A 23,704-nucleotide genomic window follows, 5' to 3' on the forward strand; every position below is an offset into this window, starting at 1 on the left:
CCGCTAGGCCCCGGGGAAGGACAGGAACACGGTTTCGTTCGCCCCCTGCAGCGAGATGTCGAACCGCAGTCCTCCGTCGGCTTCGCGCTCCGCGATCAGGGTGGAGCGGCGCTCCGGCGGAAGGGATGCCAGCAGCCGGTCGCGGGCCAGCGCATCTTCGTTCTCCGGGAGGTAGATCCGGGTGTGCAGCTTGTTCGTGAGTCCGCGCCCGAAGATCAGCAGTGAAATGAACGGCGCTGCCCCTTCCTCGGTGGCGCCGGGATTGACGGTGGTAAACGTGTAGTTCCCTGCTCCGTCAACGGCGGCGCGGCCCCATCCGGTGAAGGTGTAGCCGTCGCGCACCAGTGACCCCGGCTCCTGCGGAACGTTGCCGGCGGCATCAGCCTGCCAGATTTCCAGGAGGGCGTCCGGGATCGGTTCCCCGTCGCCGTCGCGCACCGTGCCGTGCAGGCGGATGGTCCCGGGCAGCCCGGGAGCCAGCAGCTGGCTGTCCCTGTCAAAGGGCAGGGCGTACCCGTAGAACGGACCGATGGTCTGGGCCGGGGTGGGCTGGAGTTTCTGCTCGGGTGTCACTCTGCGTCCTCGTCTTCCATCCAGGTGCGGTTGCTGCCGCTGAGCACAATGTCCCAGGTGTAGCCGGTGGCCCATTCGTGGGCTGTCACGCTGTGGTCGTAGGTGGCGACGAGCGCGTCCCGTGCCCTGGCATCGGTGATCGTTTGATAGATCGGATCCAGGGAGAAGAGAGGATCCCCGGGGAAGTACATCTGGGTCACCAGGCGCTGCGTGAAATCCGTGCCGAACAGGGAAAAGTGGATGTGGGCCGGACGCCAGGCGTTGTAGTGGTTCTTCCAGGGATACGGTCCGGGCTTGATGGTGGTGAACTCGTAGCTGCCGTCATCAGAGGTAAGGCAGCGGCCGACGCCGGTGAAATTCGGGTCGATCGGTGCGGGGTGCTGGTCCCGCTTGTGGATGTACCGGCCTGCGGAGTTGGCCTGCCAGATTTCCACGAGCTGGTTGCGCACGGGGCGGCCGGCGCCGTCCAGGACGCGACCCTTCACGATGATGCGCTCTCCCAGCGGTTCGCCGTTGTGCTGGATGGTGAGGTCGCTTTCCAGCGCGTGGACGTCCTGGTGCCCGAAGGCCGGGGACCAGAGCTCAATGGTCTCCGGATCCGCGTGGTGCAGGTCCTTGGTCGGATGGCGCAGGATCGAGCTCCGGTAGGGAGCGAAGTCCCGCCGCGGCTGCGTTTCCTGCGGCAGGCCGTCCTCGATGCCCTTGCGGTAGGAGGAATGAATCTCCCGAATCTCAGACGAGATTTCATCCTGGGAAGCCTGGGCGGAGTCCGGGCCCTCGATGACGTGGCTGTCCTGGAACAGGCCTTCTTCCATTTCCATGGTTCTCCCTTGTCGAATGTTCCTGATCTGCCCGTACCGCTGCTGAGCATCCCGAGAATGAAACCACCCTACTCGAATGTTCACCTAGAGTACAGGTGTTCACTATGCGAACTTAACTTGGCCATCCCGTGTAGCCCTCCGCCAAATAGGCGCTTCCGTGCCGGGAGGCGACGACGCCGGCCAGCTCCCCCAGGGCGCGTTTGCGCTCGAAGGGGCCTGCGTCCGCACGGGTGTGGAGCATGGAGGTCATCCAATAGGAAAAGTTCTGCGCCCGCCAGACCCGCGCCAGCGCCTGGTCGCTGTATCCATCCAGCAGGTCCTTCTCGGAAGTGGCATAGAACGATTCAATGGCTTCAAACAGAACCTGGACATCAGCCAGCGCGAGGTTCAGCCCCTTGGCCCCGGTGGGCGGCACGGTGTGCCCTGCATCGCCGGCGAGAAACAGGCCGCCGTAGCGCAGCGGCTCACAGACATAGCTGCGGAACTTCAGCAGGGTTTTTTCGAAGATCGGGCCGCGTTTGAGCTCAAAACCGTCGGGGCCGTCCACCCGCAGCTGGAGCTCCTCCCAGATTTGCTCCTCGGTCCAGTCGTCGGGATTCTCGGTCGGGTCGGCCTGGAAATACATCCGCTGGATGGTGTCGTTGCGCTGGCTGATCAGGGCGAATCCGCGGTCGGAATTGGCGTAAACCAGCTCAGGGGCGCTCGGCGGCGCCTCGGTGAGGATGCCGAACCATGCGAAGGGGTACTCAATGAAGTTTTCCCGGCGCTGTTCTGCGGGAATCGCACGCCGGCAGACGCCCTGCGAGCCGTCCGCTCCCACAAGGATGTCGCAGTGGATCTCGATACCGGCACCTTCAGCATCAGTGAAGCGGATTTTGGGAGTGTCGGTGGTGAGGTCCAGGACCTCGGTGCCTGACACTGCCCACCGGACGTCGCCGCCGTCGCGCGCCCTGGCAGCAGCAAGGTCCACGAACACCTCATTCTGCGGATAGAGCCAGACGGACTCCCCCACCAGGTCCTGGAAATCTATCCGGTGGCTGATGCCCCCGAAGCGCAGGTCAATCCCTTCATGCCGGTGCCCGTCGGTGAGGACCCGGTTGCTGACGCCGCCGTCGGTGAGCATCTTCACCGAACCATGCTCCAGGATGCCGGCGCGGTGAGTAGTGCGGATGGTCTCGTAGTCCCGCTTCTCCACCACGATGCTCTCGATGCCTGCTCCCGCCAGCAGATGCGAGAGCATCAGTCCCGCGGGACCGCCGCCCACAATGCCGACCTTGGTTTTCAGAACGGTGCGCGCTGCGCCCATGCGGTACTCCTTGACAGCTGTTGCAGGTATAACGTGCCTCCAGTGTGGTCCGGATCACCCGATGGCAGCCAAGCGATTCTCATTGAATGGGAAAGCAGACCTCCGGCTTTGCGCCCAGGCCGCGGGAGATCCCGCGTGCCGCCGTCATCAGTGCCGGGACCGTAGCCGCGGGATTTTCGGACCCGGTGGGAACCACCACCCCAATGGCGGCGGCGGCGGACCCGGACGCGTCGAAAATCGGCACCGCGATGCCCGTGGTCTCGGCAACGACGGTTCCGGGAAGGCTCGCGAAACCGGACTGCCGCATGTGGGCCCACTGCCGCCGCAGATCCTCCGCAGCGGGCCGGTCAATGCCTGAGGACTGCTCTGCACGGGCCAGGAAGGCAGCCTGCACGTGGTGGGGCGAGTGTGCCATCAGAACCATTCCGGAAGAGGAAACGTGCAGCGGCAGCCGGCCAGCCACCTTGGCGTGGTTCAGGACGGAACCTCGGCTGGAAAGCCGTTCGATGAAAAGCACCTCGTCATCCTGGAGCACCGACAGCTGGGTGTGCTGGCGGACCACGGCTTGGAGATCCTCCATGAAGGGCATGGCAACGGATTTGAGGTCCAGGGCGGCCGAGCTGCGGCTGGCCAGTTCCCACAGGCGCAGTCCCAGCCGGATTTCTCCGCTGCGGTCGCGCTGCAGCAGCCCGTGCCCCGCGAGTTCCGCCACCAGGCGGTGGGTCGTGGACAGCGGGAGGTTCGCCCGGCGTGCCAGCGCTGCCACAGGCAGTGAAGGGCGGGTTTCATCGAAGGCACTGATGATTCGCACGATCCGGCTGGTCATCGTGTCTCCCGAGCGGGAATTGGCCATTCCCAGAGTCTGGCACAAACGCGAAAGGTCCCGCACCAAACGGTGCGGGACCTTTCCTTACTGCGGCATGCCGTGTGGCGGGCCGCAGCGTTGCAGGTTAGCGGAAGTCGCTGCCCATGTCGTAGTCATCCAGCGGGATGGCATGGAACTCGGGGCTCAGGCCGCCGTCCACTCCGGCGTAGTCGAAGTCGCTGAAGGCGCTCGGGCCGGTAAACAGGTTGGCCTTTGCTTCTTCGGTCGGCTCGACGGTGACCTCGGTGTAACGGGGAAGGCCCGTTCCGGCCGGGATCAGCTTACCGATGATGACGTTTTCCTTGAGGCCGAGCAGCGGATCGCTCTTGCCTTCCATGGCCGCCTGCGTCAGGACGCGGGTGGTTTCCTGGAAGGAAGCAGCGGACAGCCAGGACTCGGTTGCCAGCGACGCCTTGGTGATACCCATGAGCTCGGGACGGCCGGAGGCCGGCTTCTTGCCCTCGGATACCACGCGGCGGTTCTCGTTCTCGAAGCGGCGGCGCTCGGCCAGCTCACCCGGGAGCAGATCCGAATCGCCGGACTCGATCACGGTCACGCGGCGCAGCATCTGGCGGACGATGACTTCCACGTGCTTGTCGTGGATGCCTACACCCTGGCTGCGGTACACGCGCTGGACTTCGTCCACCAGGAATTCCTGTGCCTTGCGCGGGCCGAGGATACGGAGGATCTGCTTGGGATCCACCGCACCGAAGACCAGCTGCTGGCCAACCTCAACGTGGTCGCCGTCGGCAACCAGCAGGCGGGCACGGCGCAGGACCGGGTACGCGATTTCTTCGGAGCCGTCATCGGGAGTGACAACCAGACGCATCTGGCGGTCGGTCTCTTCGATGGTGACCCGACCCGCGGTCTCGGAGATCGGAGCAACACCCTTGGGGGTACGTGCTTCGAAGAGCTCCTGGATACGGGGCAGACCCTGGGTGATATCTTCCGCGGAAGCAACACCACCGGTGTGGAAGGTACGCATGGTCAGCTGGGTACCCGGCTCACCAATGGACTGTGCGGCGATGATGCCCACGGCCTCGCCGATGTCCACGGTCTTACCCGTGGCCAGGGAGCGGCCGTAGCAGAGTGCACAGGTACCGACGGCGGACTCACAGGTGAGTACGGAGCGGACCTTGATGTCGGTGACACCGGCTTCGAACAGCTTCGCGATGAGGACGTCGCCCACATCGTCGCCGCCCTTGGCCAGGACATTGCCCTGGGGGTCGACGACGTCGGTGGCCAGCGTACGTGCGTACGCCGAGTTCTCGACCTCTTCGTGCAGCTGCAGTTCGCCCTTGGAGTCCGGCACTGCGATGGTGACGTTCAGGCCGCGCTCGGTGCCGCAGTCTTCCTCGCGGACAATGACGTCCTGGGAGACGTCCACCAGACGACGGGTCAGGTAACCCGAGTTGGCGGTACGCAGAGCGGTATCGGCAAGACCCTTACGGGCACCGTGGGTGGCGATGAAGTATTCCAGCACCGACAGACCCTCGCGGTACGAGGACTTGATCGGGCGGGGAATGATCTCACCCTTAGGGTTGGCCACCAGGCCACGGATACCGGCAATCTGGCGAACCTGCAGCCAGTTACCACGGGCACCGGAAGACACCATGCGGTTGATGTTGTTTTCCTTGGGCATGTTCGCACGCATGGCCGCAGCAACTTCGTTCGTTGCCTTGTTCCAGATGTCGATGAGCTCCTGACGGCGCTCGTCTTCTGCGATCAGGCCCTTGCCGTACTGGCTCTCGACCTTGGCGGCCTGTGCTTCGTAAACCTCCATGATGGCCGGCTTGTCGATCGGCGCGGAGATGTCCGAGATGGCAACGGTGACGCCTGAGCGGGTGGCCCAGTAGAAACCGGCGTCCTTCAGGTTATCCAGCGTCGCCGCCGTCATGACCTTCGGGTAGCGCTCTGCCAAGTCGTTCACGATCGTGGACAGCTGGCCCTTGTCTGCAACCTTCTCAACCCACGGGTAATCCGCCGGCAGGGTCTGGTTGAAGATGACCTGGCCCAGGGAGGTCTGGATGAGGGCAGGAGTGCCTTCTTCCCAGCCTTCCGGAGCCGGACGGTCGGCGGAGGGCACAAAGCCTTCCAGACGCATGCTGACCTGAGCGTTCAGGTCCAGCTCACCGAGGTCGTACGCCATCAGGGCTTCGGACGGTGTCGTGAAGAACCGGCCCTCGCCTGCTGCGCCTTCCTTCTTGGTGGTCAGGTGGTGCAGGCCGATGATCATATCCTGCGAAGGCAGGGTCACCGGACGGCCGTCCGAGGGCTTCAGGATGTTGTTCGAGGACAGCATCAGGATGCGTGCCTCGGCCTGGGCCTCCGGGCTCAGCGGCAGGTGAACTGCCATCTGGTCACCGTCGAAGTCAGCGTTGAACGCGCCACAGACGAGCGGGTGCAGCTGAAGGGCCTTGCCTTCAACGAGCTGCGGCTCGAACGCCTGGATACCCAGGCGGTGCAGGGTGGGTGCACGGTTGAGCAGCACCGGGTGTTCGGTGATGATCTCTTCCAGCACGTCCCAGACCTGCGGGCGGAAACGCTCGACCATGCGCTTGGCGCTCTTGATGTTCTGGGCGTGGTTGAGGTCAACCAGGCGCTTCATCACGAACGGCTTGAAGAGCTCCAGGGCCATCTGCTTGGGCAGACCGCACTGGTGCAGCTTCAGCTGCGGACCAACAACGATGACGGAACGGCCGGAGTAGTCAACGCGCTTACCCAGAAGGTTCTGGCGGAAACGTCCCTGCTTGCCCTTGAGCATGTCAGAGAGCGACTTCAGCGGGCGGTTACCCGGTCCGGTGACCGGACGGCCGCGGCGGCCGTTGTCGAACAGGGAGTCAACAGCTTCCTGGAGCATGCGCTTTTCGTTGTTCACGATGATCTCGGGGGCACCGAGATCCAGCAGGCGCTTCAGGCGGTTGTTGCGGTTGATCACACGGCGGTACAGGTCGTTGAGGTCGGACGTCGCGAAACGGCCGCCGTCGAGCTGGACCATCGGGCGCAGTTCCGGCGGGATGACCGGGACAGCGTCCAGGACCATGCCCAGCGGGCTGTTGGTGGTGGTCAGGAATGCGTTGACAACCTTCAGGCGCTTCAGGGCACGCGTCTTGCGCTGGCCCTTGCCGTTCTGGATGATGTCGCGCAGCAGCTCGGACTCAGCCTGCATGTCGAAGTCCTCAAGGCGCTGCTTGATGGCTTCGGCACCCATGGAGCCTTCGAAGTACAGGCCGTAGCGGTCACGCAGTTCGCGGTACAGGCCTTCATCGCCCTCGAGGTCGCCGACCTTGAGGTTCTTGAAGCGTTCCCAAACCTGCTCGAGGCGCTCGATGTTGTTGTCGGCGTCGCGGCGGACCTTGGCCATCTGGCGGTCGGCGGAGTCGCGGGCCTTCTTCTTGTCTGCTGCCTTGGCGCCTTCGCCCTCGAGGCGTGCAATTTCGCCCTCAAGATCCTTGGCGATGGCGGCAATGTCAGAGTCGCGCTGGTCGACGAGGTGCTTGCGCTCCAGGTCGTGCTCGGCCTGCAGGTTCGGAAGTTCCGCGTGGCGGTTTTCTTCGTCCACCGAGGTGATCATGTAGGCAGCGAAGTAGATGACCTTTTCGAGATCCTTCGGAGCCAGGTCCAGCAGGTAGCCCAGACGGGACGGAACACCCTTGAAGTACCAGATGTGAGTCACGGGAGCGGCAAGCTCAATGTGGCCCATGCGCTCGCGGCGCACCTTGGCACGGGTGACCTCGACGCCGCAGCGCTCACAGATGATGCCCTTGAAGCGAACTCGCTTGTACTTACCGCAGTAGCATTCCCAGTCGCGGGAAGGACCGAAGATCTTTTCGCAGAAAAGACCGTCCTTCTCCGGCTTCAGGGTTCGGTAGTTGATGGTTTCCGGCTTCTTGACCTCGCCGTAAGACCAACCGCGGATTTCGTCCGCGGTGGCAAGGCCGATTCGCATAAGGCCGAACGTGGAATCGTTGGACATGGGTCCCTGTTCTCTCTTGTTCTCTAAATCTGAATGTCTCGGGTACGGGAAGGGGCTGCCGGAGGCCGGCCCGCGCAGGCGGGCCGGCCGGCTCGACTAAACCTCTTCTACGGAGCTGGGCTCTGCGCGGGACAGATCGATACCCAGTTCTTCCGCGGCCCGGAAGACTTCTTCATCCGAGTCACGCATTTCAATCGTGTTGCCCTCGGTGGAGAGTACTTCCACATTCAGGCAGAGCGACTGCATTTCCTTGATGAGCACCTTGAAGGACTCCGGAACACCCGGCTCCGGGATGTTCTCGCCCTTGACGATGGCTTCGTAGACCTTCACGCGGCCATGGATGTCATCGGACTTGATCGTGAGCAGTTCCTGCAGCGTGTAGGCGGCGCCGTACGCTTCCAGGGCCCAGACTTCCATTTCACCGAAGCGCTGGCCACCGAACTGTGCCTTACCACCCAGCGGCTGCTGCGTGATCATGGAGTACGGGCCGGTGGAGCGTGCGTGGATCTTGTCGTCAACAAGGTGGTGCAGCTTCAGGATGTACATGTAGCCCACGGAGATGGGCTCCGGGAACGGCTGGCCGGAGCGGCCGTCGTACATCTTTGCCTTGCCGGAAGCACCGATCAGGCGGTTGCCGTCACGGGTCACGTTGGTGGAATCGAGCAGTCCGGTGATTTCATCTTCACTGGCACCGTCGAACACCGGGGTGGCGACCGTGGTGGGACCGGATTCGCGCGGCAATTCCGGCAGGTTCTTGACCCAGTCGGGGTTACCGTCGATCTTCCAGCCCTGCTTGGCGGCCCAGCCCAGGTGGATTTCCAGGACCTGGCCGACGTTCATTCGACCCGGAACACCCAGCGGGTTCAGGACGATGTCCACGGGGGTGCCGTCTTCCATGAACGGCATGTCCTCGATCGGCAGGATCTTGGAGATGACGCCCTTGTTGCCGTGGCGGCCGGCCAGCTTGTCGCCGTCCGTGATCTTGCGCTTGTGCGCCACGTAGACACGGACCAGCTGGTTCACGCCCGGGGGCAGCTCGTCGTCGTTGTCACGGTCGAAGATGCGGACGCCGATGACGGTGCCGGACTCGCCGTGGGGAACCTTCAGGGAAGTGTCGCGGACTTCGCGGCTCTTCTCACCGAAGATGGCGCGCAGCAGGCGCTCTTCCGGGGTCAGTTCCGTTTCACCCTTGGGGGTGACGCGGCCAACCAGGATGTCGCCGGCTTCAACCTCGGCACCAATGTGGATGATGCCGCGCTCGTCCAGCTGGGAGAGCACTTCCTCGGACACGTTGGGGATGTCACGGGTGATTTCCTCGGCACCAAGCTTGGTGTCGCGGGCATCGACTTCGTGCTCCTCGATGTGGATGGAGGTCAGGACGTCGTCGGAGACCATGCGCTGCGAGAGGATGATGGCATCTTCGTAGTTGTGGCCTTCCCATGACATGAATGCCACGAGCAGGTTCTTACCCAGAGCCAGTTCGCCCTGGTCCGTGGAGGGACCGTCGGCGATGATGCTGTTTACCTCGACGCGTGCGCCTTCGGAGACCAGTACCCGCTGGTTGTACGCGTTGCCCTGGTTGGAGCGCGCGAACTTCATGATCGGGTAGTTGGACTCGGTGCCGTCGTCGTTCATGACGGTAACGAGTTCAGCGGAGACCTCGGTGACGACACCGGGCTTGACGGCGGTAACGGAGTCACCGGCGTCAACGGCAGCGTACTTCTCCATGCCGGTACCCACAACGGGGCGCTCGGAACGGAGCAGCGGCACGGCCTGGCGCTGCATGTTCGCACCCATGAGGGCGCGGTTGGCGTCATCGTGTTCCAGGAACGGAATCAGGGCCGTGGCCACCGACACCATCTGGCGCGGGGAAACGTCCATGTATTCCACACCGTTGGGCTCAACGAGAACCGGCTCGCCGGAACCGCCGCGGGCACGGACGAGGACGAGGTCCTCGGCGAAGTGCTGGTCTTCGCGCAGCGGAGCGTTTGCCTGGGCAATGGTGCGCTCAACTTCGTCGTCGGCGGTCAGGTAATCAACCTGGTCGGTGACAACGCCGTCGATGACCTTGCGGTACGGGGTTTCGATGAAACCGAACGCGTTGATCCGGGCGTAGGACGCCAGCGAACCGATGAGGCCAATGTTCGGGCCTTCAGGGGTTTCGATGGGGCACATACGGCCGTAGTGCGAGGGGTGAACGTCTCGGACTTCCATGCCTGCACGGTCACGGGACAGACCACCCGGGCCCAGCGCGGACAGGCGGCGCTTGTGCGTCAGTCCGGCGAGCGGGTTGTTCTGGTCCATGAACTGCGAGAGCTGGGAGGTTCCGAAGAACTCCTTGATCGCTGCCACGACGGGGCGGATGTTGATCAGCGTCTGCGGCGTGATGGCCTCGACGTCCTGGGTGGTCATGCGCTCACGGACAACGCGCTCCATGCGGGACAGGCCCGTACGGATCTGGTTTTCAATGAGTTCGCCGACGGCGCGGATACGGCGGTTGCCGAAGTGGTCGATGTCATCAACCTCAACGCGGATGTCAACATCCTCGCCGTTGCGCTTGCCCGGGACGGTCTTCTCGCCGGCGTGCAGGGCAACGAGGAACTTGATCATGGCAACGATGTCATCGTTGTTCAGGACCGAAGCGTCGGAATCCGTCAGCGGCTTGTCGATGCCCAGCTTGCGGTTGATCTTGTAGCGGCCAACCTTGGCCAGATCGTAGCGCTTGGGGTTGAAGTACAGGTTGTCCAGCAGGGTCTGGGCAGCCTCGACCGTGGGCGGCTCGCCCGGACGGAGCTTGCGGTAGATGTCCAGCAGGGCATCTTCGCGGGTTTCCGTGGGGTCCTTCTCCAGGGTGGCACGGATGGAGTCATACTCGCCGAAGGTTTCCAGGATCTGGCCTTCGGTCCAGCCCAGTGCCTTGAGCAGCACGGTGACGGACTGCTTGCGCTTGCGGTCCAGGCGGACACCCACCTGGTCGCGCTTGTCGATTTCCAGTTCGAACCATGCACCGCGGGAAGGAATGATCTTCGCGGTGTAGATGTCCTTGTCACTGGTCTTGTCGGCGGTGCGCTCAAAGTAGGCGCCCGGTGAACGGACCAGCTGGGAAACCACGACACGCTCGGTGCCGTTGATGACGAACGTTCCCTTGTCTGTCATGAGGGGGAAGTCGCCCATGAACACGGTCTGCTGCTTGATTTCGCCCGTGTTGTTGTTCATGAATTCGGCTTTAACGTACAGAGGAGCCGAGTACGTGGCGTCCCGGTCCTTGCACTCAGCCATGGTGTACTTCGGGTCGGCAAACTCCGGCTCCGAGAAGCTCAGGGACATGGTGCCCTGGAAGTCCTCGATCGGGGAGATTTCCTCGAAGATGTCGGCCAGGCCGGAGGTGGTGGCAATGCCCTGTTCCCCGGTCTGCTTGGCCTCTTCTACGCGCGCTTTCCAGCGCTCGTTGCCGACAAGCCAGTCAAAGCTGTCGGTCTGCAGGGCAAGAAGATTGGGAACATCAAGCGGTTCGTGAATCTTTGCGAATGAAATCCGGGGAGCGATGTTCTCCGGGATGTTAGCGGTTGCATTATTAGAGGTGCTCGAGGCGACCAAGAGGGATCCTTCCACAGACCTTCAGGCGTGTTTCGCGCCTCCTTCTCTGCACAGAACGGACCTGGTCCGCGTGCGTCCTTGCATCCGGCCGGGCGCGCAAAACGCTGCCTGGCACAGGACGAAGCCCACCGCTATATGAAGGCTGAAGGTTAAGAGAGGGAAGCAAATATCCACTATAGGGCATTGTGGGCAGACAAGTCTACCCGGTCCCAGAACCCTGCGTGGCTCAACCCGCCGGACAAAGCTGGAAACCATCTTCCAGCCGGCCGCTTATGCGGGGAGCTACAGGCAACACCGGCGCACCGCTGACGCATCGGATACAGATACCTTACCGCACGTCACCCCAATTGCGTGCGCCGGGGCCGGACCCGCCCCGAAGGGCACTGTGACTCTTCTCTCTCCCGCCGTGGTCTTTGGCGTACCCTTGTTCAAGCGTGGTCAGCATCACGGGCCAACGCGCAGATTTCGACGACGAAAGTGACTATTCCGCCATGAGCAACCGTCCAGACCAAGCCGCAGCCATGACCGAGGTGGTCATTGTGGGCGGCGCACGCACACCGCAGGGCCGCCTGAACGGGCAGCTCGCCCCCTTTACAGCCGTTGAACTGGGAGCGTTCGCCATAGCCGGCGCACTGGAGAAGGCGCGCGTACCGGCCGCCGACGTCCACGCAGTCATCATGGGTCATGTGGTGCAGGCAGGCAGCGGGCAGAACCCTGCGCGGCAGTCCTCCATCAAGGCGGGCATCGGCTGGGATGTCCCCACGGTCACCCTCAACAAGGTCTGCCTCTCCGGCCTGGCCGCGGTCATCGACGCCGCCCGGCTGATCCGCGGAGGCGAAGCCACGGTGGTGGTGGCCGGCGGCCAGGAATCCATGACCAACGGCCCTCACCTGTTGCCGGGCTCCCGTCAGGGATGGAACTACGGCAACATCAGCGCGCTGGATTCAGTGGCCCACGACGGACTGACCGACGCTTTTGACCATGACTCCATGGGCATCTCGACCGAACGCGGCAACACCAAACTGGCCATCAAGCGGCTGGAACAGGACGAAGTGGCCGCGGCTTCACACCGGCGCGCTGCCGCAGCCATGGCATCCGGCGTGTTCGACGCCGAGATTGTGCCCGTCACTGTTCCGCAGCGCCGGGGCGAGCCGCTCATCCTCACGGCCGACGAGGGTGTCCGCCCTGCCACGACAACCGAAACGCTGGCCGGCCTGCGCCCTGCCTTTGATCCCGAAGGGACCATCACCGCCGGCAATTCATCACCGCTCTCCGACGGAGCCGCAGCACTGATTCTCACCACCCGTGCCTACGCGCAGGACAACGGCCTCGACATCCTGGCAGTGGTCGGCGCCCCGGGGCAGGTTGCCGGACCTGACAATACTCTTCACTCGCAGCCCTCCAACGCCATTTTTGCCGCGCTGGACCGGGCTGGATGGACCACCTCGGACCTGGACTTCATTGAGATCAACGAAGCCTTCGGGGCGGTTGCCGTGCAGTCGCTGAATGAGCTGGGCATGGATCTGGAGCAGTGCAACCTGTACGGCGGAGCCATTGCGCTTGGACACCCGATCGGTGCCTCCGGTGCCCGGCTGGCGCTTACTGCGGCATTCGAGCTGCAGCGCCGCGGTACCGGCAAGGCTGCTGTTGCCCTGTGCGGCGGCGGCGGACAGGGGGAAGCACTGCTGCTGTTCCGCGACGAGGCCTGATAAGTCTCTGTCCCGCCCGGGATGCTCAGCACTTAAGCCGGAAAGACCCCGTCCCAAGGGACGGGGTCTTTCTGGCAGCGCGGCCGAAGCCGCGGAGGGAAAATCTACTACTTGACGGTAACCGTGGCGCCGGCAGCCTCGAGGGCTTCCTTTGCCTTCTCTGCGGCTTCCTTCGTAGCGCCTTCCAGGACAGCCTTCGGGGCGCTGTCTACAACGTCCTTGGCTTCCTTCAGGCCCAGGGAAGTCAGGGCACGAACTTCCTTGATGACTGCGATCTTCTTGTCGCCGGCAGCTTCGAGGATGACGTCGAATTCAGTCTTCTCGTCCTCGGCCTCGGCAGCACCGGCGGCGGGACCGGCAACTGCAACAGCAGCAGCGGTAACGTCGAAGGTCTCTTCGAAGAGCTTCACGAAGTCGGAGAGCTCGATGATGGACAGTTCCTTGAAGGCTTCAATGAGCTCTTCGTTGGTCAGCTTCGCCATGGTGTGGCGTCCTTCCTATAAGTGGTGCGCGGGCACCTTAGTGGTGCGTCGGCACCGGAGTGTGGATTGGAAGAGCGATTACTCTTCGGTGGCTGCTTCTGCGGCCGGAGCTTCTTCTGCGGCGGCCGGAGCCTCTTCCGCGGCGGGAGCAGCTTCGCTTCCCTCTTCAAGCTTTACGCGCAGAGCCTCAACCGAGCGTGCCAGCATGGACATCGGTGCCTTGAGGACACCGGCGACGCGTGCAAGCTGGAGCTCACGGGATTCAAGGGCAGCCAGAGCGGCAACACCGGATGCGTCCAGGGCATTGCCCTCGAAGACACCGGTCTTGATGATCAGCTGCGGGTTGGTCTTGGCAAAATCCGTCAGGCTCTTTGCAGCTGCAACTGCGTCACCCTTGATGAAGGCAATTGCAGTGGGGCCGGCAAGCTGGCCGTCGAACGCGTCGATGCCGGCTTCCTTGGCTGCAATGCCAGTCAGGGTGTTCTTGACGACCGAGTACTTGGTGTCCTGGCCGAGCGAACGACGCAGCTCCTTGAGCTGTGCAACGGTGAGCCCGCGGTATTCGGTTAGGACAGCAGCGGTTGATTCCTTGAAATCGGTGGTGATTTCTTCAACTGCCGTTACCTTTGTTGGCGTTGCCATAACCCTCCTTCCGGGGAATAGTGCCGGTGGATCGGGTCCCGAACATAAAAAACGCCCCGGGCAGATGCACGGGGCTTAGCAGCAGGCACGCAGTAACACGCGCCGTTTAGCTGAGTTCGTTCACCTGCGCAGGCCGCCCTGTGAAGGGACTTTCGGATGTCCGATCAACCGGAGTCCACCCGCGGTCCCGGAGATCCAGGATGAGAGTGGGATTGAAAGCACATCGACCGACGGTCTTTGGTAGTTACAAGCGTACGGGAGATTCCCGGACAGGCCAAATCGGCGCGGATCAGCCTTCAGGGAGAATCTTCTGCCACTCCCCCGAGTACCCCACCGGTTCAAAGCCCAGCTCTTCGTTGATGGCCAGCATGTGGACGTTCTCGGCGGCGTTCCAGGTCCAGACCCGGGCGGCGTCCGGAAGCTCCCGCCGCAGCCGCATCAGGTTTGCGGCCTTGAGCACCCTGCCAAGTCCGTGCCCCCGGTGCTGCTTCAGAACCAGGGTGTCGTCCTGGAACGCCACCACAGGGTTGCTGTTAAAGACCATCAGCACCGTGTGCCCGGCCAGCTGTCCGCTGGGAACATGGCGGACGGCGCTCACCAGCTCCTCGGCATCCATGTCACGCACCTTCGCCTCGCCTTCACGGACGCGTCCGGCATCCCACCGCTCCTCCTCGACGTCAAGGCCGGCCATGGGGGCATCCGTGCTCATTTTCTGCCGCAGCAGCGCATAGTCATCCACGAGGTGTTCCGGGCAGGCTCCCTGCCAGAATTCGAGGACATAGTCCGTCCCGGCAGCTGCCGCGGCAGATGCCAGCTTCTCCCGCCAGTCAACGCCGTCCGTCAGATCAAGGAGGCTGATCCGCTCCACCTGTTCCAGGTCGAAATTCCGGTCGGCGGCGAAGCGCGCGGCACTGTCCGCAGGGATGGTGCCGATCCCGCTTTCCGGTGCCACTACCGGGCCCGAGTCAGCGCCGGGCCGCACCGGATGGTCCGTTTCACCCAGGAGGGTTCGGCGCCCGTCGGCCAATGCAGCCTGCTCGACTGCCGCATACAGGCGGCTTCCCAGCCCGGCCCTTCTGGCGCCCGGAGCCACTGCCACATGCACCCAGGCCGAGTGGATGTTGTCCAGCATCGGCAGCTTGAGCGTGGCCACGCCCACGAGCTCGCCACCAATCCGCGCACCAAGCAGGATCCGCCGGCGCATCGACGAAGGCCGGAAACCGGCCAGCAGTGTCTGGGGTGCGTCCCGGAAGTCATCATTGCCCCACGTCTCGCGCAGGGTGCCGTTCAGGAGCTCAACCGCAGCGATGAAATCTGCTGCCGCGGGATCAGTTGACTCCAGGCTCACGGGGATGGGCAGCGGAGCGATAACCGCGGAATCAAGTGTCATGGCTCACATCCTGCCGCAACCGCGGGCAGGGTACAAAAAAAGCGGCCGCAGCGAAACGCTGCGGCCGCCCTCAAGCAGATCCGGGACGGTGAGGCCCCTGAGCCGAATTATGCGTCGGCAAGAACCTTGGTGACGTTCGGGTCCACGGCGATGCCGGGGCCGAACGTGGTGGAGACGGTTGCCTTCTGGATGTAGCGGCCCTTGGAAGCGGACGGCTTCAGACGCAGGACTTCCTCCAGAGCTGCGGCGTAGTTCTCTGCCAGCTTCTGCTGGTCAAAGGACACCTTGCCGATGATGAAGTGCAGGTTGGAGTGCTTGTCGACGCGGAAGTCGATCTTGCCGCCCTTGATGTCGGTGACAGCCTTGGCGACGTTCGGGGTAACCGTGCCGGTCTTCGGGTTCGGCATCAGGTTACGCGGGCCGAGGACGCGGCCCAGGCGGCCAACCTTGCCCATCATGTCCGGGGTGGCAACGGCGGCGTCGAAGTCGACCCAGCCTGCTGCAACCTTTTCGATCATGTCATCGGAACCTACGAAGTCGGCGCCGGCTGCAATAGCCTGCTCTGCCTTCTCGCCCGTTGCGAAAACCAGGACGCGTGCGGTCTTACCCGTACCGTGGGGCAGGTTAACCGTGCCGCGGACCATCTGGTCGGCCTTGCGGGGGTCAACGCCCAGTCGGAATGCAACCTCAACGGTCGCATCAAACTTGGAGGGGTTGGTTTCCTTCGCCAGCTCTACAGCCTCAACCGGTGCGTACAGCTTGTCCGCATCGATCTTGGCTACAGCTGCTTCATATGCTTTGCTGCGCTTTGCCATCTGCTTTTTCTCCTTGTGCAGTTGTGGTCTGTCGGACCGCGCTCGGCCCTGCCACACGCCGTCGTACCCTATGGCACGAGCAGCTTTTTGAGTGTAAATGTTTGTTCGGCGGGCGGACCCGCGTCACGGAAAAGGCGTTATTAGCCTTCTACGGTGATACCCATGGAGCGGGCGGTGCCGGCGATGATCTTGGCAGCAGCCTTGACGTCGTTGGCGTTGAGGTCTTCCATCTTCATGGTGGCGATCTCTTCGACCTGAGCCTGGGTCAGGTTGGCAACCTTGGCGGTGTGCGGGGTTGCAGAACCCTTGGCAACGCCGGCAGCCTTCTTGATCAGCTGTGCAGCCGGAGGAGTCTTCGTGATGAAGGTGAACGAACGGTCTTCGTAAACGGTGATTTCAACCGGGATAACGTTGCCGCGCTGGGATTCCGTTGCAGCGTTGTACGCCTTGCAGAATTCCATGATGTTGACACCGTGCTGGCCAAGTGCCGGACCAATCGGAGGAGCCGGGTTGGCGGCACCTGCGTTGATCTGCAGCTTGATGAGGCCGGTGACCTTTTTCTTGGGGGCCATGAAAGGGTCCTTCTCTAAATTATGTTCCCGGGGAACAGGAGCGTCCGTCCGGGTTGGTGGCCGCCATGGCGTGGCGGCCGGACGCTGCCGGCAGGGTAAAGCGGACCTGCAGACAACGAAGTCTTTGTACTACTGCAGCTTGGTGACCTGACCGAAGCCAAGGGTCACCGGAGTCTCGCGCTCGAAGATGGTCACCAGGACCACCAGCTGCTGGGATTCCGGCTTGATTTCGGAGATCGTGGCCTGGAGCGTCTCGAACGGTCCTTCGTTGACCGTAACGGGCTCGCCGACCTCGAAGTCCACTGCGTAGTTCGAAGATTCCTGCGCGGGCTTGCCGGCTTCGATCTTCGGGGAAACCACTGTGTGTTCCAGCATGGAGTAAACCTCTTTGAGGCTCAGCGGCACCGGGTTGTGGGCGTTGCCCACGAATCCGGTCACGCCGGGAGTGTGACGCACAACGCCCCACGAGGCGTCGGTCAGTTCCATGCGGACCAGCACGTAACCGGGAATGCGAACCCGGTTGACGATCTTGCGCGTGGTGTTCTTGATCTCGACGACTTCCTCCATCGGGACCTGGATTTCGAAGATGTTATCTTCCATGTCCATGGTCTGGATGCGGGTCTCGAGGTTTACCTTTACGCGGTTCTCGTAGCCGGCGTAGGAGTGGATGACGTACCAGTCACCCTCCTGGCGGCGCAGCTTGGCCTTGAAGGCTTCTGCGGGATCTTCCTCGGGCTCTTCTGCTGAGTCTTCGGAGTCTGCGGAATCAGAGTTCACGGCCTCATCGGCGGCGTCGGCATCCTCTGCCGGAACGTCACCCTCAGCGGGCGCCTCGGCGACGTCTGCTGCGGTCGTTTCATCCTCGGCATCCAGATCAGCGGCATTGTCATTGATCTGTGATTCGAGTTCTTGCTCGGACACGTAGATTCCTGCTTTCTTCTTCAGAGCTCTATAGGGTTTGTCACTAGCTCCAGCTCAAAGGCCTGAGGTTCCTGCCCTTGGGGCGGACCACAGGGAAGGCGCTAGCTCTCGCCGCTGCCCGAACCGAAGATCCACAGTGCTCCTGCACCAAAGACAAAATCCAGAACTGTCACGATAATTATCATCACGACCACGAAGGCCAGGACTACGAGGGTGTATCTCAGCAGTTCCTTGCGGGTGGGGGTGACCACCTTTTTCAGTTCTGCAATAACCTGACGCAGGAAGAGCGCAATAGCCGCGAAGAAGCCGCGCTTCTTGGGCCCGCTGGAGGGGTGTCCCTTGGAGCTGCCGGCAGCTGTCTCGGTCACCATCGCCTCACTCATCTGTTCGGTTCACAGCCGCAGCAAGTGCTGGGACTGCTGCTTCATGAAGGACTGCTGAGCTGCCGTGATGACAGCCGTGCGCAGGGCAGACAGGACTCGAACCTGCAACCTGCGGTTTTGGAGACCGCTGCGCTACCAATTGCGCCACTACCCTATGGAGGAAACCACTCTACCGGTAATAACCCTCGTCAGCGAACCGGCGACAGGCACAGACCAGTGTTGGGACTTCAACACGAAGATCAAGTCTACTCAATGTTTGCGGTTCCGTCGAACCGGCCTCCGGGCAGGGTGCCGGCAGACGCTCTCCGGCCCTCCCGATGCGTGCTCTGTCCCGGGTCTTTCGGCCGCCGCGCCGTAAGAAAGGGCGTGCATCCGCACCTGCACCTAAACTGGGAACCGGCGGCAATTGCCAACGGCAGCCGGGAATCCGGCGGCCGAGCACGCCACAAGTCCCTTTCGGGAATTCCACCGCAACCACAGACGGGAACGCCATGTCTTCCACCGGCCGAATTTCAGAGCGCATCGCCTCCATCGCGGAGTCCGCGACACTTGCCGTAGATGCCAAGGCGAAGGCCCTCAAGGCCGCCGGCCGGCCGGTGATCGGCTTCGGCGCGGGTGAGCCGGATTTCCCGACGCCGGCCTACATTGTTGACGCCGCCGTCGAGGCCGCCCGCAACCCGCGTTTCCACCGCTACTCCCCCGCCGCCGGCCTGCCGGAGCTGAAGAAGGCCATCGCCGAGAAGACGCTGCGTGATTCCGGCTATGCCGTGGACTCGAGCCAAATCCTGGTGACCAACGGCGGCAAGCAGGCCGTCTACGAGGCGTTCGCCACCCTGTTGAATCCCGGTGACGAGGTTTTGCTGCCCGCTCCCTACTGGACCACGTATCCGGAAGCCATCCGCCTGGCCGGCGGTGTTCCCGTGGAGGTGTTTGCCGGTCCCGAGCAGGGGTACATGGTCACCGTGGAGCAGCTCGAGGCAGCCCGCACCGACAAGACCAAGCTCCTGCTGTTCTGCTCCCCCTCCAACCCCACCGGCGCTGTTTATCCGGCGGAGAAGGTGGCCGAGATCGGCCGCTGGGCCGCTTCCCGCGGGCTCTGGGTCGTCACCGACGAGATTTATGAGCACCTGACGTACGACGGCGTGGAGTTCACTTCCATCGCGACGGCGGCTCCCGAGCTTGGTGACAAGGTGGTGGTGCTCAACGGCGTGGCCAAGACCTATGCCATGACCGGCTGGCGGGTAGGTTGGATGATCGCCGCGGCCGATGTCATCAAGGCGGCCACCAACCTGCAGTCGCACCTGTCCTCCAACGTGTCCAATGTTTCCCAGATGGCCGCCCTGGCCGCCGTCTCCGGTCCGCTGACCGCCGTTGAGGAAATGAAGACCGCGTTTGACCGCCGCCGCAAGGCCATGGTGGCGGCACTGAACTCAGTGGAGGGCGTCGAATGCCCGATGCCTGAGGGCGCCTTCTACGCCTATGCCGACGTCCGGGGGCTGCTCGGCAAGGAGTTCCCGGGTGCCGACGGCCCGGTCCGGCCGCAGACCTCCGCCGAGCTGGCGGCGCTCATCCTGGAGACCGTGGAGGTGGCAGTGGTTCCCGGCGAGGCATTTGGACCCTCCGGCTATCTCCGTCTCTCCTACGCACTGGGCGATGAGGACCTGGCCGAGGGCATGTCCCGCCTGACGGAGTTCCTCGGCCGCGCCCAGTAGGGCCGCAGGGTCCTCCTCCCGGCCGCCAGCGCCCGGGAGGAGGATGCCGGATGGCTTAGAGCAGCCTGCGGTCAGCGGCCCACCGGCTGATCTCATGCCTGCTGGACAGCTGGAGCTTGCGCAGCACCGCGGAGACGTGGGTTTCAACCGTCTTGACGGAGATAAAGAGTTCCCGCGCCACTTCCTTATAGCTGTAGCCGCGGGCTATCAGCCGCATCACTTCCAGTTCCCGGGCCGACAGCCGGTCCAACTCGTCGTCGACTGCCGCCACGGTTCCGGTGCCGAAGGCGTCAAGGACGAATCCCGCCAGCCGCGGTGAGAACACGGCGTCTCCGCCGGCAACCCGGACCACGGCGTCGGAGATCTCAGCCCCCGAAATGGTTTTGGTGACGTAGCCGCGGGCACCGGCACGGATGACAGTCACCACGTCTTCCGCCGAGTCCGAAACGCTGAGTGCAAGGAAGCGGGTGCTGCCCAGCAGATCCCGGCAGCCGGCGATCACTTCCGCGCCGCCGCCGCCAACACCGCCGGGCAGGTGCACGTCCAGGAGGACGACGGCGGGGCGGTGGGCGCGGATGGCGGCGACGGCCGATTCCACGGTGTCGGCCTCGGCAACCACCCGCAGCCTGCCGTCCAGGTCCGCTTTCAGTCCGGACCGGAAGATGGCGTGGTCGTCGACGACCACAACGTTGATGCCGTCGTCGCTGGTGGTGGTGCCGCTTGTCATGGGTGCTCCGATGTCTGGTTGGTGTTTGTGCCCGCTTCCGCCCCGGCCCGGGACAGCGGCAGTCCCAGCCGCACTTCAGTCCCCTCCGGTCCGCTGCGGATGACGGCGGTGCCGCCGTTGCGCCTCATGCGTCCCACAATGGACTCGCGGACGCCGAGCCGGTCCGGGGGCACCGTGTCCGGATCAAAACCGGTCCCGCGGTCGCGTATGAAAATCTCTGCGCGGTCCGCAGTGCACTCCACGTAAACGGAGACCGGTCCCCCGGCGTGCTGGGCTGCGTTAACAAGTGCGGCCCGCGCGGCCTGGGTCATAGCTTCGGCGGCCGCGTCCAGTGGCGCATCCCCCACCGTCACCACCTCCACCGGATATCCGTATTCATCCTCGACCTGGGCTGCCACCGCGGCGATGGAATCGGATAGCTGTCCGGGCGCGCGGGGGTCGTCGGCGTAAAGCCAGCGCCGCAGTTCCCGTTCCTGAGCACGGGCCAGGCGCACCACGTCCTGCTCGGAACCGGCGCGGTTTTGGATCAGTGCCAGGGTCTGCAGGACGGAATCGTGCAGGTGGGCGGCTATTTCGGCGCGCTCGCGTTCGCGGATCCGGCCGGCTCTTTCCGTCTCCAGTTCGCGCCAGTACTTGACGGCCCAGGGCGCGAAGACAAGGGCGACGCCGGCCAGGACGGCGCTGGCAGCGAGCAGGCCCGCAAACAGCACATCCCAGGCGAACGCTCCGGAGACCATCAGCAGCACTCCGACAACCACCAGCAGCAACCCTGCGGCCAAGCGCAGGAGACCGGACCGGCGGTCGGCGCCGGCGCGGCTGAGCAGTCCTGCCCGGCGGACTTCATCCAGCTGGGACCAAGCCAGAACGGCACCGGCCACAATCGCGCCAAGGGGGAACAGGACCCGCCAGTTTATGTCGGCGCCGAACCGCTGGGCGATGAAGACTGCGGCGACAGCCAGCAGTGCAAGCCCGGACAGCACGTCCCTGCCGGCCGCGGCTTCGATCCAGCCCCGCTTGGTGGACGGACTCTCCGGGGCGGGGGTTCCGGAGCTGTGTCCGGCGAAGTTCTGTGCAACGCTCCGGGGATTGCGCCCGGCATCGGCGCTGTCCGCCGCCTCCCCCGCCGTCGGGACCAGGATCCACAGCCAGGCGTAGAGCACCAGTCCCGCACCACCGGACACGGCCAGCAGCACCATTAAGGCGCGCACCAGGTTCACGGACCAGCCCAGGTGTCCGGCGAGCCCGGAACAGACGCCCGCAACCAGGCGGTCCTCAGGTCGGAGCAGTGGTGCCTTCATGCCTTTATCCAAGCACGTTCCCGCGCCTCACGACGGCCTGAACCGGCCTCCGGACACCTTTTCAGGGCTGACTCAGGGTTGCCTCAGGGGAGTCCCCGATTCTTTCCCGCCGGTTGGCCGACAGAATGGAACCATGACCCCGCTCCCCTCAGAACCCGACCCGGCCGGAAAAGACCGGCTGCCCCCCGCCGGAACCTTCGGCGGCGCACCCACCGAACCATTGCCCTCCAACGATGCCCCCACCCGGCCCCTGCCACCGCACGCAACCACTGCCGGGTCGCACCGGATCCCGGGAGCTGACGAACCAAATCCCGGCGCCGGGGCGGAACAACGACCCAACGGATTCTTTACCTGGCTGCGCTCCCTCGGCATTGTCCGCGGCGGTGACCGCTGGATCGGCGGCGTAGCCTCCGGCACCGCATCCCGCCTCGGGCTGGACCCCGTACTGGTCCGTGGCCTGTTTGTCGTCCTGGCCCTGTTTGGAGTCGGACTGCTGCTGTACGGGCTGGCCTGGGCCCTCCTTCCGGAACCGGACGGCCGCATCCACGCGGAGGAAGCCCTGCGCGGCACCTGGACTTCGGGAACCACCGGTGCCTTGACGGCCACCATCCTGGGCACCGGACCAACCATTTGGTGGGCTGACGACGGATGGTTCGGCGGCTTCTTCTTCTGGCCGCTCTTCTGGTTGGGGGGCGTGGGCCTGCTGATCTATTGGCTGGCCACCCGTTCCGGGAGCAGCGGCACCGGCGGTGCCGGCGTCCCGGCCGGGGGTCAGGCCCCGGGCGACTTCCACGCTGCACGCTATCCGGCAGCGTCGGGTTCCGGTTCGGCCGGTTCGTCCCCGGCTGGTGCCGTCCCCCCATACCCGGCGGGTACGTCGGCTCGAACCATGCCCGGCACTCCGGGATCGCCGGTCGGGCACGGGTTTGCGGCGCCGGACCCGGCACCGCGGCCATCCCCGGTTCACCGGCGGACAAGCCCCCGGGGCGCCGAGGTTGCCCTCGTTCTGGGCGCCGTCCTGCTCACCGCGGGGACGGTCCTGACGCTGGACTACACCGCCCTGATCGATGTGGACTCGCCCGTCGCCGTGGCGCTGGCCGCAGCAGCGGTGGTCAACGGCCTGGCCATCGTGGTGCTCGGCGCCCTCGGCCGTTCCTCAGGCATTCTGGGCCTGACCGCCGCGGCTGCCGTGGTGTCGGCCGCTGCCACCGGGATCGGCATCGGCATCGGCAGCTACGCCAACGTCGTCGTCGCCAATCAAGCGGACTGGACCCCGGACAGGACCCTTCCCGCGACCGGCGGCTACGCGCTCACCGCCGCCGATGGAGAGCTTGACCTGCGGTATCTGTCGGACGAAGACAGACCCTCCGTGGAAGTACCGGTGAGCGTCGCGGCAAGCGATCTCACCATTCTGGTGCCGAACGATCTACCGGTCCTGATCCGCACCGACATGCTGGCCGGCAACGTGGTAATCGACGACGGCGACTCTGTCACCGAGTCCGGCGGCATGTGGCGGAGTTCGGAGCGGAAACTGAACGGAACAGGCTCAGACCCGCTTGTGGTGCATGTGAAGGGATTCGCCAGCAACGTGCTGGTGACAGTGAATGAAAGCGACCTCGAACGATGAACACATCGCCCGCATCCGATGCCGGCTTCGACGCCGCCGAAGAAGGACGGCGCCCGGCCCGCACCAGCACCATCGTATGGGGCCTGCTCCTCACCGCCGCCGGAGTTCTGATCCTCGTCTGGCTGCTGACGGATATCACGCTCGATCCGCTGGCGGTCCTGCTCGGACTGACGCTCGGCACCGGCGCCGCTCTGCTCGTCGGTGGCGGGGTTTCCGCCCTGGGCGCGCGGAAGCATTTCACCCGGGGCGGAAATGCCCACCCAACCACCACCGAACAGGCAAGCTGAA

The 23,704-nt window shown here is 64.1% G+C and carries 19 protein-coding genes and 1 tRNA gene; 4 read left to right on the forward strand and 16 right to left on the reverse strand.

What is annotated here, in order from left to right; all coding sequences use genetic code 11:
• Positions 1–3 precede the first annotated feature (3 nt).
• The 6 genes from pcaG to rpoB all read right to left on the reverse strand — a co-directional run bounded on the left by pcaG (position 4) and on the right by rpoB (position 11,138).
• Entirely contained in the window at positions 4–573 is a 570-nt protein-coding gene (gene pcaG, locus MUG94_RS13830; protein WP_227906662.1) for a protocatechuate 3,4-dioxygenase subunit alpha, read from the reverse strand.
• The gene (gene pcaH, locus MUG94_RS13835) at positions 570–1,388 is read right to left on the reverse strand and encodes a protocatechuate 3,4-dioxygenase subunit beta (protein ID WP_227892385.1); all 819 of its coding nucleotides are present in this window, start codon (positions 1,386–1,388) and stop codon (positions 570–572) included. The genes pcaG and pcaH overlap by 4 nt, the downstream gene beginning before the upstream one ends.
• Positions 1,389–1,506: 118 nt before the next feature.
• A complete protein-coding gene (locus tag MUG94_RS13840; RefSeq protein WP_227906663.1) occupies positions 1,507–2,700 on the reverse strand; it encodes a 4-hydroxybenzoate 3-monooxygenase in 1,194 nt (397 codons plus the stop codon).
• Positions 2,701–2,779: 79 nt separating this feature from the next.
• Positions 2,780–3,553, reverse strand: a complete 774-nt coding sequence (locus MUG94_RS13845; protein ID WP_227892329.1) for an IclR family transcriptional regulator — start codon at positions 3,551–3,553, stop codon at positions 2,780–2,782.
• A 97-nt stretch (positions 3,554–3,650) separates the two neighbouring features.
• Complete coding sequence (locus MUG94_RS13850) at positions 3,651–7,541, reverse strand: DNA-directed RNA polymerase subunit beta' (RefSeq protein WP_227892331.1); 3,891 nt, start codon at positions 7,539–7,541, stop codon at positions 3,651–3,653.
• A gap of 96 nt (positions 7,542–7,637) precedes the next feature.
• Positions 7,638–11,138, reverse strand: coding sequence for a DNA-directed RNA polymerase subunit beta (gene rpoB / locus MUG94_RS13855; RefSeq protein WP_227906665.1), 3,501 nt, complete (start codon positions 11,136–11,138; stop codon positions 7,638–7,640).
• 491 nt (positions 11,139–11,629) lie between these two features.
• Here rpoB and MUG94_RS13860 point away from each other — a divergent pair, with 491 nt between their 5' ends.
• Positions 11,630–12,847 carry an acetyl-CoA C-acetyltransferase gene (locus MUG94_RS13860; protein ID WP_227892333.1) on the forward strand — a complete coding sequence of 406 codons (1,218 nt, stop codon included), beginning with the start codon at positions 11,630–11,632 and terminating at the stop codon, positions 12,845–12,847.
• Positions 12,848–12,954: 107 nt separating this feature from the next.
• Here MUG94_RS13860 and rplL read toward each other — a convergent pair whose 3' ends face one another.
• From rplL to MUG94_RS13900, 8 genes are all read right to left on the reverse strand, one after another.
• Positions 12,955–13,329, reverse strand: coding sequence for a 50S ribosomal protein L7/L12 (gene rplL, locus MUG94_RS13865; RefSeq protein ID WP_104052754.1), 375 nt, complete (start codon positions 13,327–13,329; stop codon positions 12,955–12,957).
• Between the two features lie 78 nt (positions 13,330–13,407).
• On the reverse strand, positions 13,408–13,971 hold the full coding sequence (rplJ, locus tag MUG94_RS13870) for a 50S ribosomal protein L10 (protein WP_227892334.1): 564 nt from the start codon (positions 13,969–13,971) through the stop codon (positions 13,408–13,410).
• A 289-nt stretch (positions 13,972–14,260) separates the two neighbouring features.
• The gene (locus MUG94_RS13875) at positions 14,261–15,361 is read right to left on the reverse strand and encodes a GNAT family N-acetyltransferase (protein ID WP_227892335.1); all 1,101 of its coding nucleotides are present in this window, start codon (positions 15,359–15,361) and stop codon (positions 14,261–14,263) included.
• Positions 15,362–15,468: 107 nt separating this feature from the next.
• Positions 15,469–16,176 (reverse strand): 50S ribosomal protein L1, encoded by a 708-nt coding sequence (gene rplA, locus MUG94_RS13880; protein ID WP_227892336.1) that lies wholly within the window; start codon positions 16,174–16,176, stop codon positions 15,469–15,471.
• A 140-nt stretch (positions 16,177–16,316) separates the two neighbouring features.
• The gene (gene rplK, locus MUG94_RS13885; protein WP_104052758.1) at positions 16,317–16,748 is read right to left on the reverse strand and encodes a 50S ribosomal protein L11; all 432 of its coding nucleotides are present in this window, start codon (positions 16,746–16,748) and stop codon (positions 16,317–16,319) included.
• Positions 16,749–16,877: 129 nt separating this feature from the next.
• Complete coding sequence (nusG, locus tag MUG94_RS13890) at positions 16,878–17,669, reverse strand: transcription termination/antitermination protein NusG (protein WP_227892337.1); 792 nt, start codon at positions 17,667–17,669, stop codon at positions 16,878–16,880.
• Between the two features lie 101 nt (positions 17,670–17,770).
• A complete protein-coding gene (gene secE, locus MUG94_RS13895) occupies positions 17,771–18,052 on the reverse strand; it encodes a preprotein translocase subunit SecE (protein WP_227892338.1) in 282 nt (93 codons plus the stop codon).
• An 81-nt stretch (positions 18,053–18,133) separates the two neighbouring features.
• Positions 18,134–18,206: transfer RNA gene (locus MUG94_RS13900), tRNA-Trp, on the reverse strand.
• A 337-nt stretch (positions 18,207–18,543) separates the two neighbouring features.
• Here MUG94_RS13900 and MUG94_RS13905 point away from each other — a divergent pair.
• Complete coding sequence (locus tag MUG94_RS13905) at positions 18,544–19,764, forward strand: pyridoxal phosphate-dependent aminotransferase (RefSeq protein WP_227906666.1); 1,221 nt, start codon at positions 18,544–18,546, stop codon at positions 19,762–19,764.
• A gap of 55 nt (positions 19,765–19,819) precedes the next feature.
• Here the strand turns inward: MUG94_RS13905 and MUG94_RS13910 are convergent, their stop codons facing one another.
• Positions 19,820–20,491, reverse strand: coding sequence for a LuxR C-terminal-related transcriptional regulator (locus tag MUG94_RS13910; protein ID WP_227906669.1), 672 nt, complete (start codon positions 20,489–20,491; stop codon positions 19,820–19,822).
• Positions 20,488–21,789 (reverse strand): ATP-binding protein, encoded by a 1,302-nt coding sequence (locus tag MUG94_RS13915; RefSeq protein WP_227906670.1) that lies wholly within the window; start codon positions 21,787–21,789, stop codon positions 20,488–20,490. The genes MUG94_RS13910 and MUG94_RS13915 overlap by 4 nt, the downstream gene beginning before the upstream one ends.
• Positions 21,790–21,922: 133 nt before the next feature.
• Between MUG94_RS13915 and MUG94_RS13920 the strand changes: the two genes are divergently transcribed.
• Both MUG94_RS13920 and MUG94_RS13925 read left to right on the forward strand, forming a co-directional pair.
• Positions 21,923–23,416 carry a PspC domain-containing protein gene (locus MUG94_RS13920; RefSeq protein ID WP_227906671.1) on the forward strand — a complete coding sequence of 498 codons (1,494 nt, stop codon included), beginning with the start codon at positions 21,923–21,925 and terminating at the stop codon, positions 23,414–23,416.
• Positions 23,413–23,703 carry a hypothetical protein gene (locus tag MUG94_RS13925; RefSeq protein WP_227906672.1) on the forward strand — a complete coding sequence of 97 codons (291 nt, stop codon included), beginning with the start codon at positions 23,413–23,415 and terminating at the stop codon, positions 23,701–23,703. The genes MUG94_RS13920 and MUG94_RS13925 overlap by 4 nt, the downstream gene beginning before the upstream one ends.
• The last annotated feature ends 1 nt before the right edge of the window (position 23,704 follow it).

It is taken from the genome of Arthrobacter gengyunqii (assembly GCF_023022985.1).
In the GTDB taxonomy this organism is placed as follows: Bacteria; Actinomycetota; Actinomycetes; order Actinomycetales; family Micrococcaceae; genus Arthrobacter_B; species Arthrobacter_B gengyunqii.

Bases quoted from the DNA above. Each gene is read 5' to 3' on its own strand.
- MUG94_RS13840 (WP_227906663.1), bottom strand. From the start codon at position 2,700: ATGGGCGCAGCGCGCACCGTTCTGAAAACCAAGGTCGGCATTGTGGGC.
- rplA (WP_227892336.1), bottom strand. From the start codon at position 16,176: ATGGCAAAGCGCAGCAAAGCATATGAAGCAGCTGTAGCCAAGATCGAT.
- rplK (WP_104052758.1), bottom strand. From the start codon at position 16,748: ATGGCCCCCAAGAAAAAGGTCACCGGCCTCATCAAGCTGCAGATCAAC.
- MUG94_RS13845 (WP_227892329.1), bottom strand. From the start codon at position 3,553: ATGGCCAATTCCCGCTCGGGAGACACGATGACCAGCCGGATCGTGCGA.
- rplJ (WP_227892334.1), bottom strand. From the start codon at position 13,971: ATGGCAACGCCAACAAAGGTAACGGCAGTTGAAGAAATCACCACCGAT.
- pcaH (WP_227892385.1), bottom strand. From the start codon at position 1,388: ATGGAAGAAGGCCTGTTCCAGGACAGCCACGTCATCGAGGGCCCGGAC.
- MUG94_RS13925 (WP_227906672.1), top strand. From the start codon at position 23,413: ATGAACACATCGCCCGCATCCGATGCCGGCTTCGACGCCGCCGAAGAA.
- rplL (WP_104052754.1), bottom strand. From the start codon at position 13,329: ATGGCGAAGCTGACCAACGAAGAGCTCATTGAAGCCTTCAAGGAACTG.
- MUG94_RS13905 (WP_227906666.1), top strand. From the start codon at position 18,544: ATGTCTTCCACCGGCCGAATTTCAGAGCGCATCGCCTCCATCGCGGAG.
- MUG94_RS13875 (WP_227892335.1), bottom strand. From the start codon at position 15,361: ATGACACTTGATTCCGCGGTTATCGCTCCGCTGCCCATCCCCGTGAGC.
- MUG94_RS13915 (WP_227906670.1), bottom strand. From the start codon at position 21,789: ATGAAGGCACCACTGCTCCGACCTGAGGACCGCCTGGTTGCGGGCGTC.
- MUG94_RS13850 (WP_227892331.1), bottom strand. From the start codon at position 7,541: ATGTCCAACGATTCCACGTTCGGCCTTATGCGAATCGGCCTTGCCACC.
- MUG94_RS13920 (WP_227906671.1), top strand. From the start codon at position 21,923: ATGACCCCGCTCCCCTCAGAACCCGACCCGGCCGGAAAAGACCGGCTG.
- MUG94_RS13910 (WP_227906669.1), bottom strand. From the start codon at position 20,491: ATGACAAGCGGCACCACCACCAGCGACGACGGCATCAACGTTGTGGTC.
- MUG94_RS13860 (WP_227892333.1), top strand. From the start codon at position 11,630: ATGAGCAACCGTCCAGACCAAGCCGCAGCCATGACCGAGGTGGTCATT.
- secE (WP_227892338.1), bottom strand. From the start codon at position 18,052: ATGAGTGAGGCGATGGTGACCGAGACAGCTGCCGGCAGCTCCAAGGGA.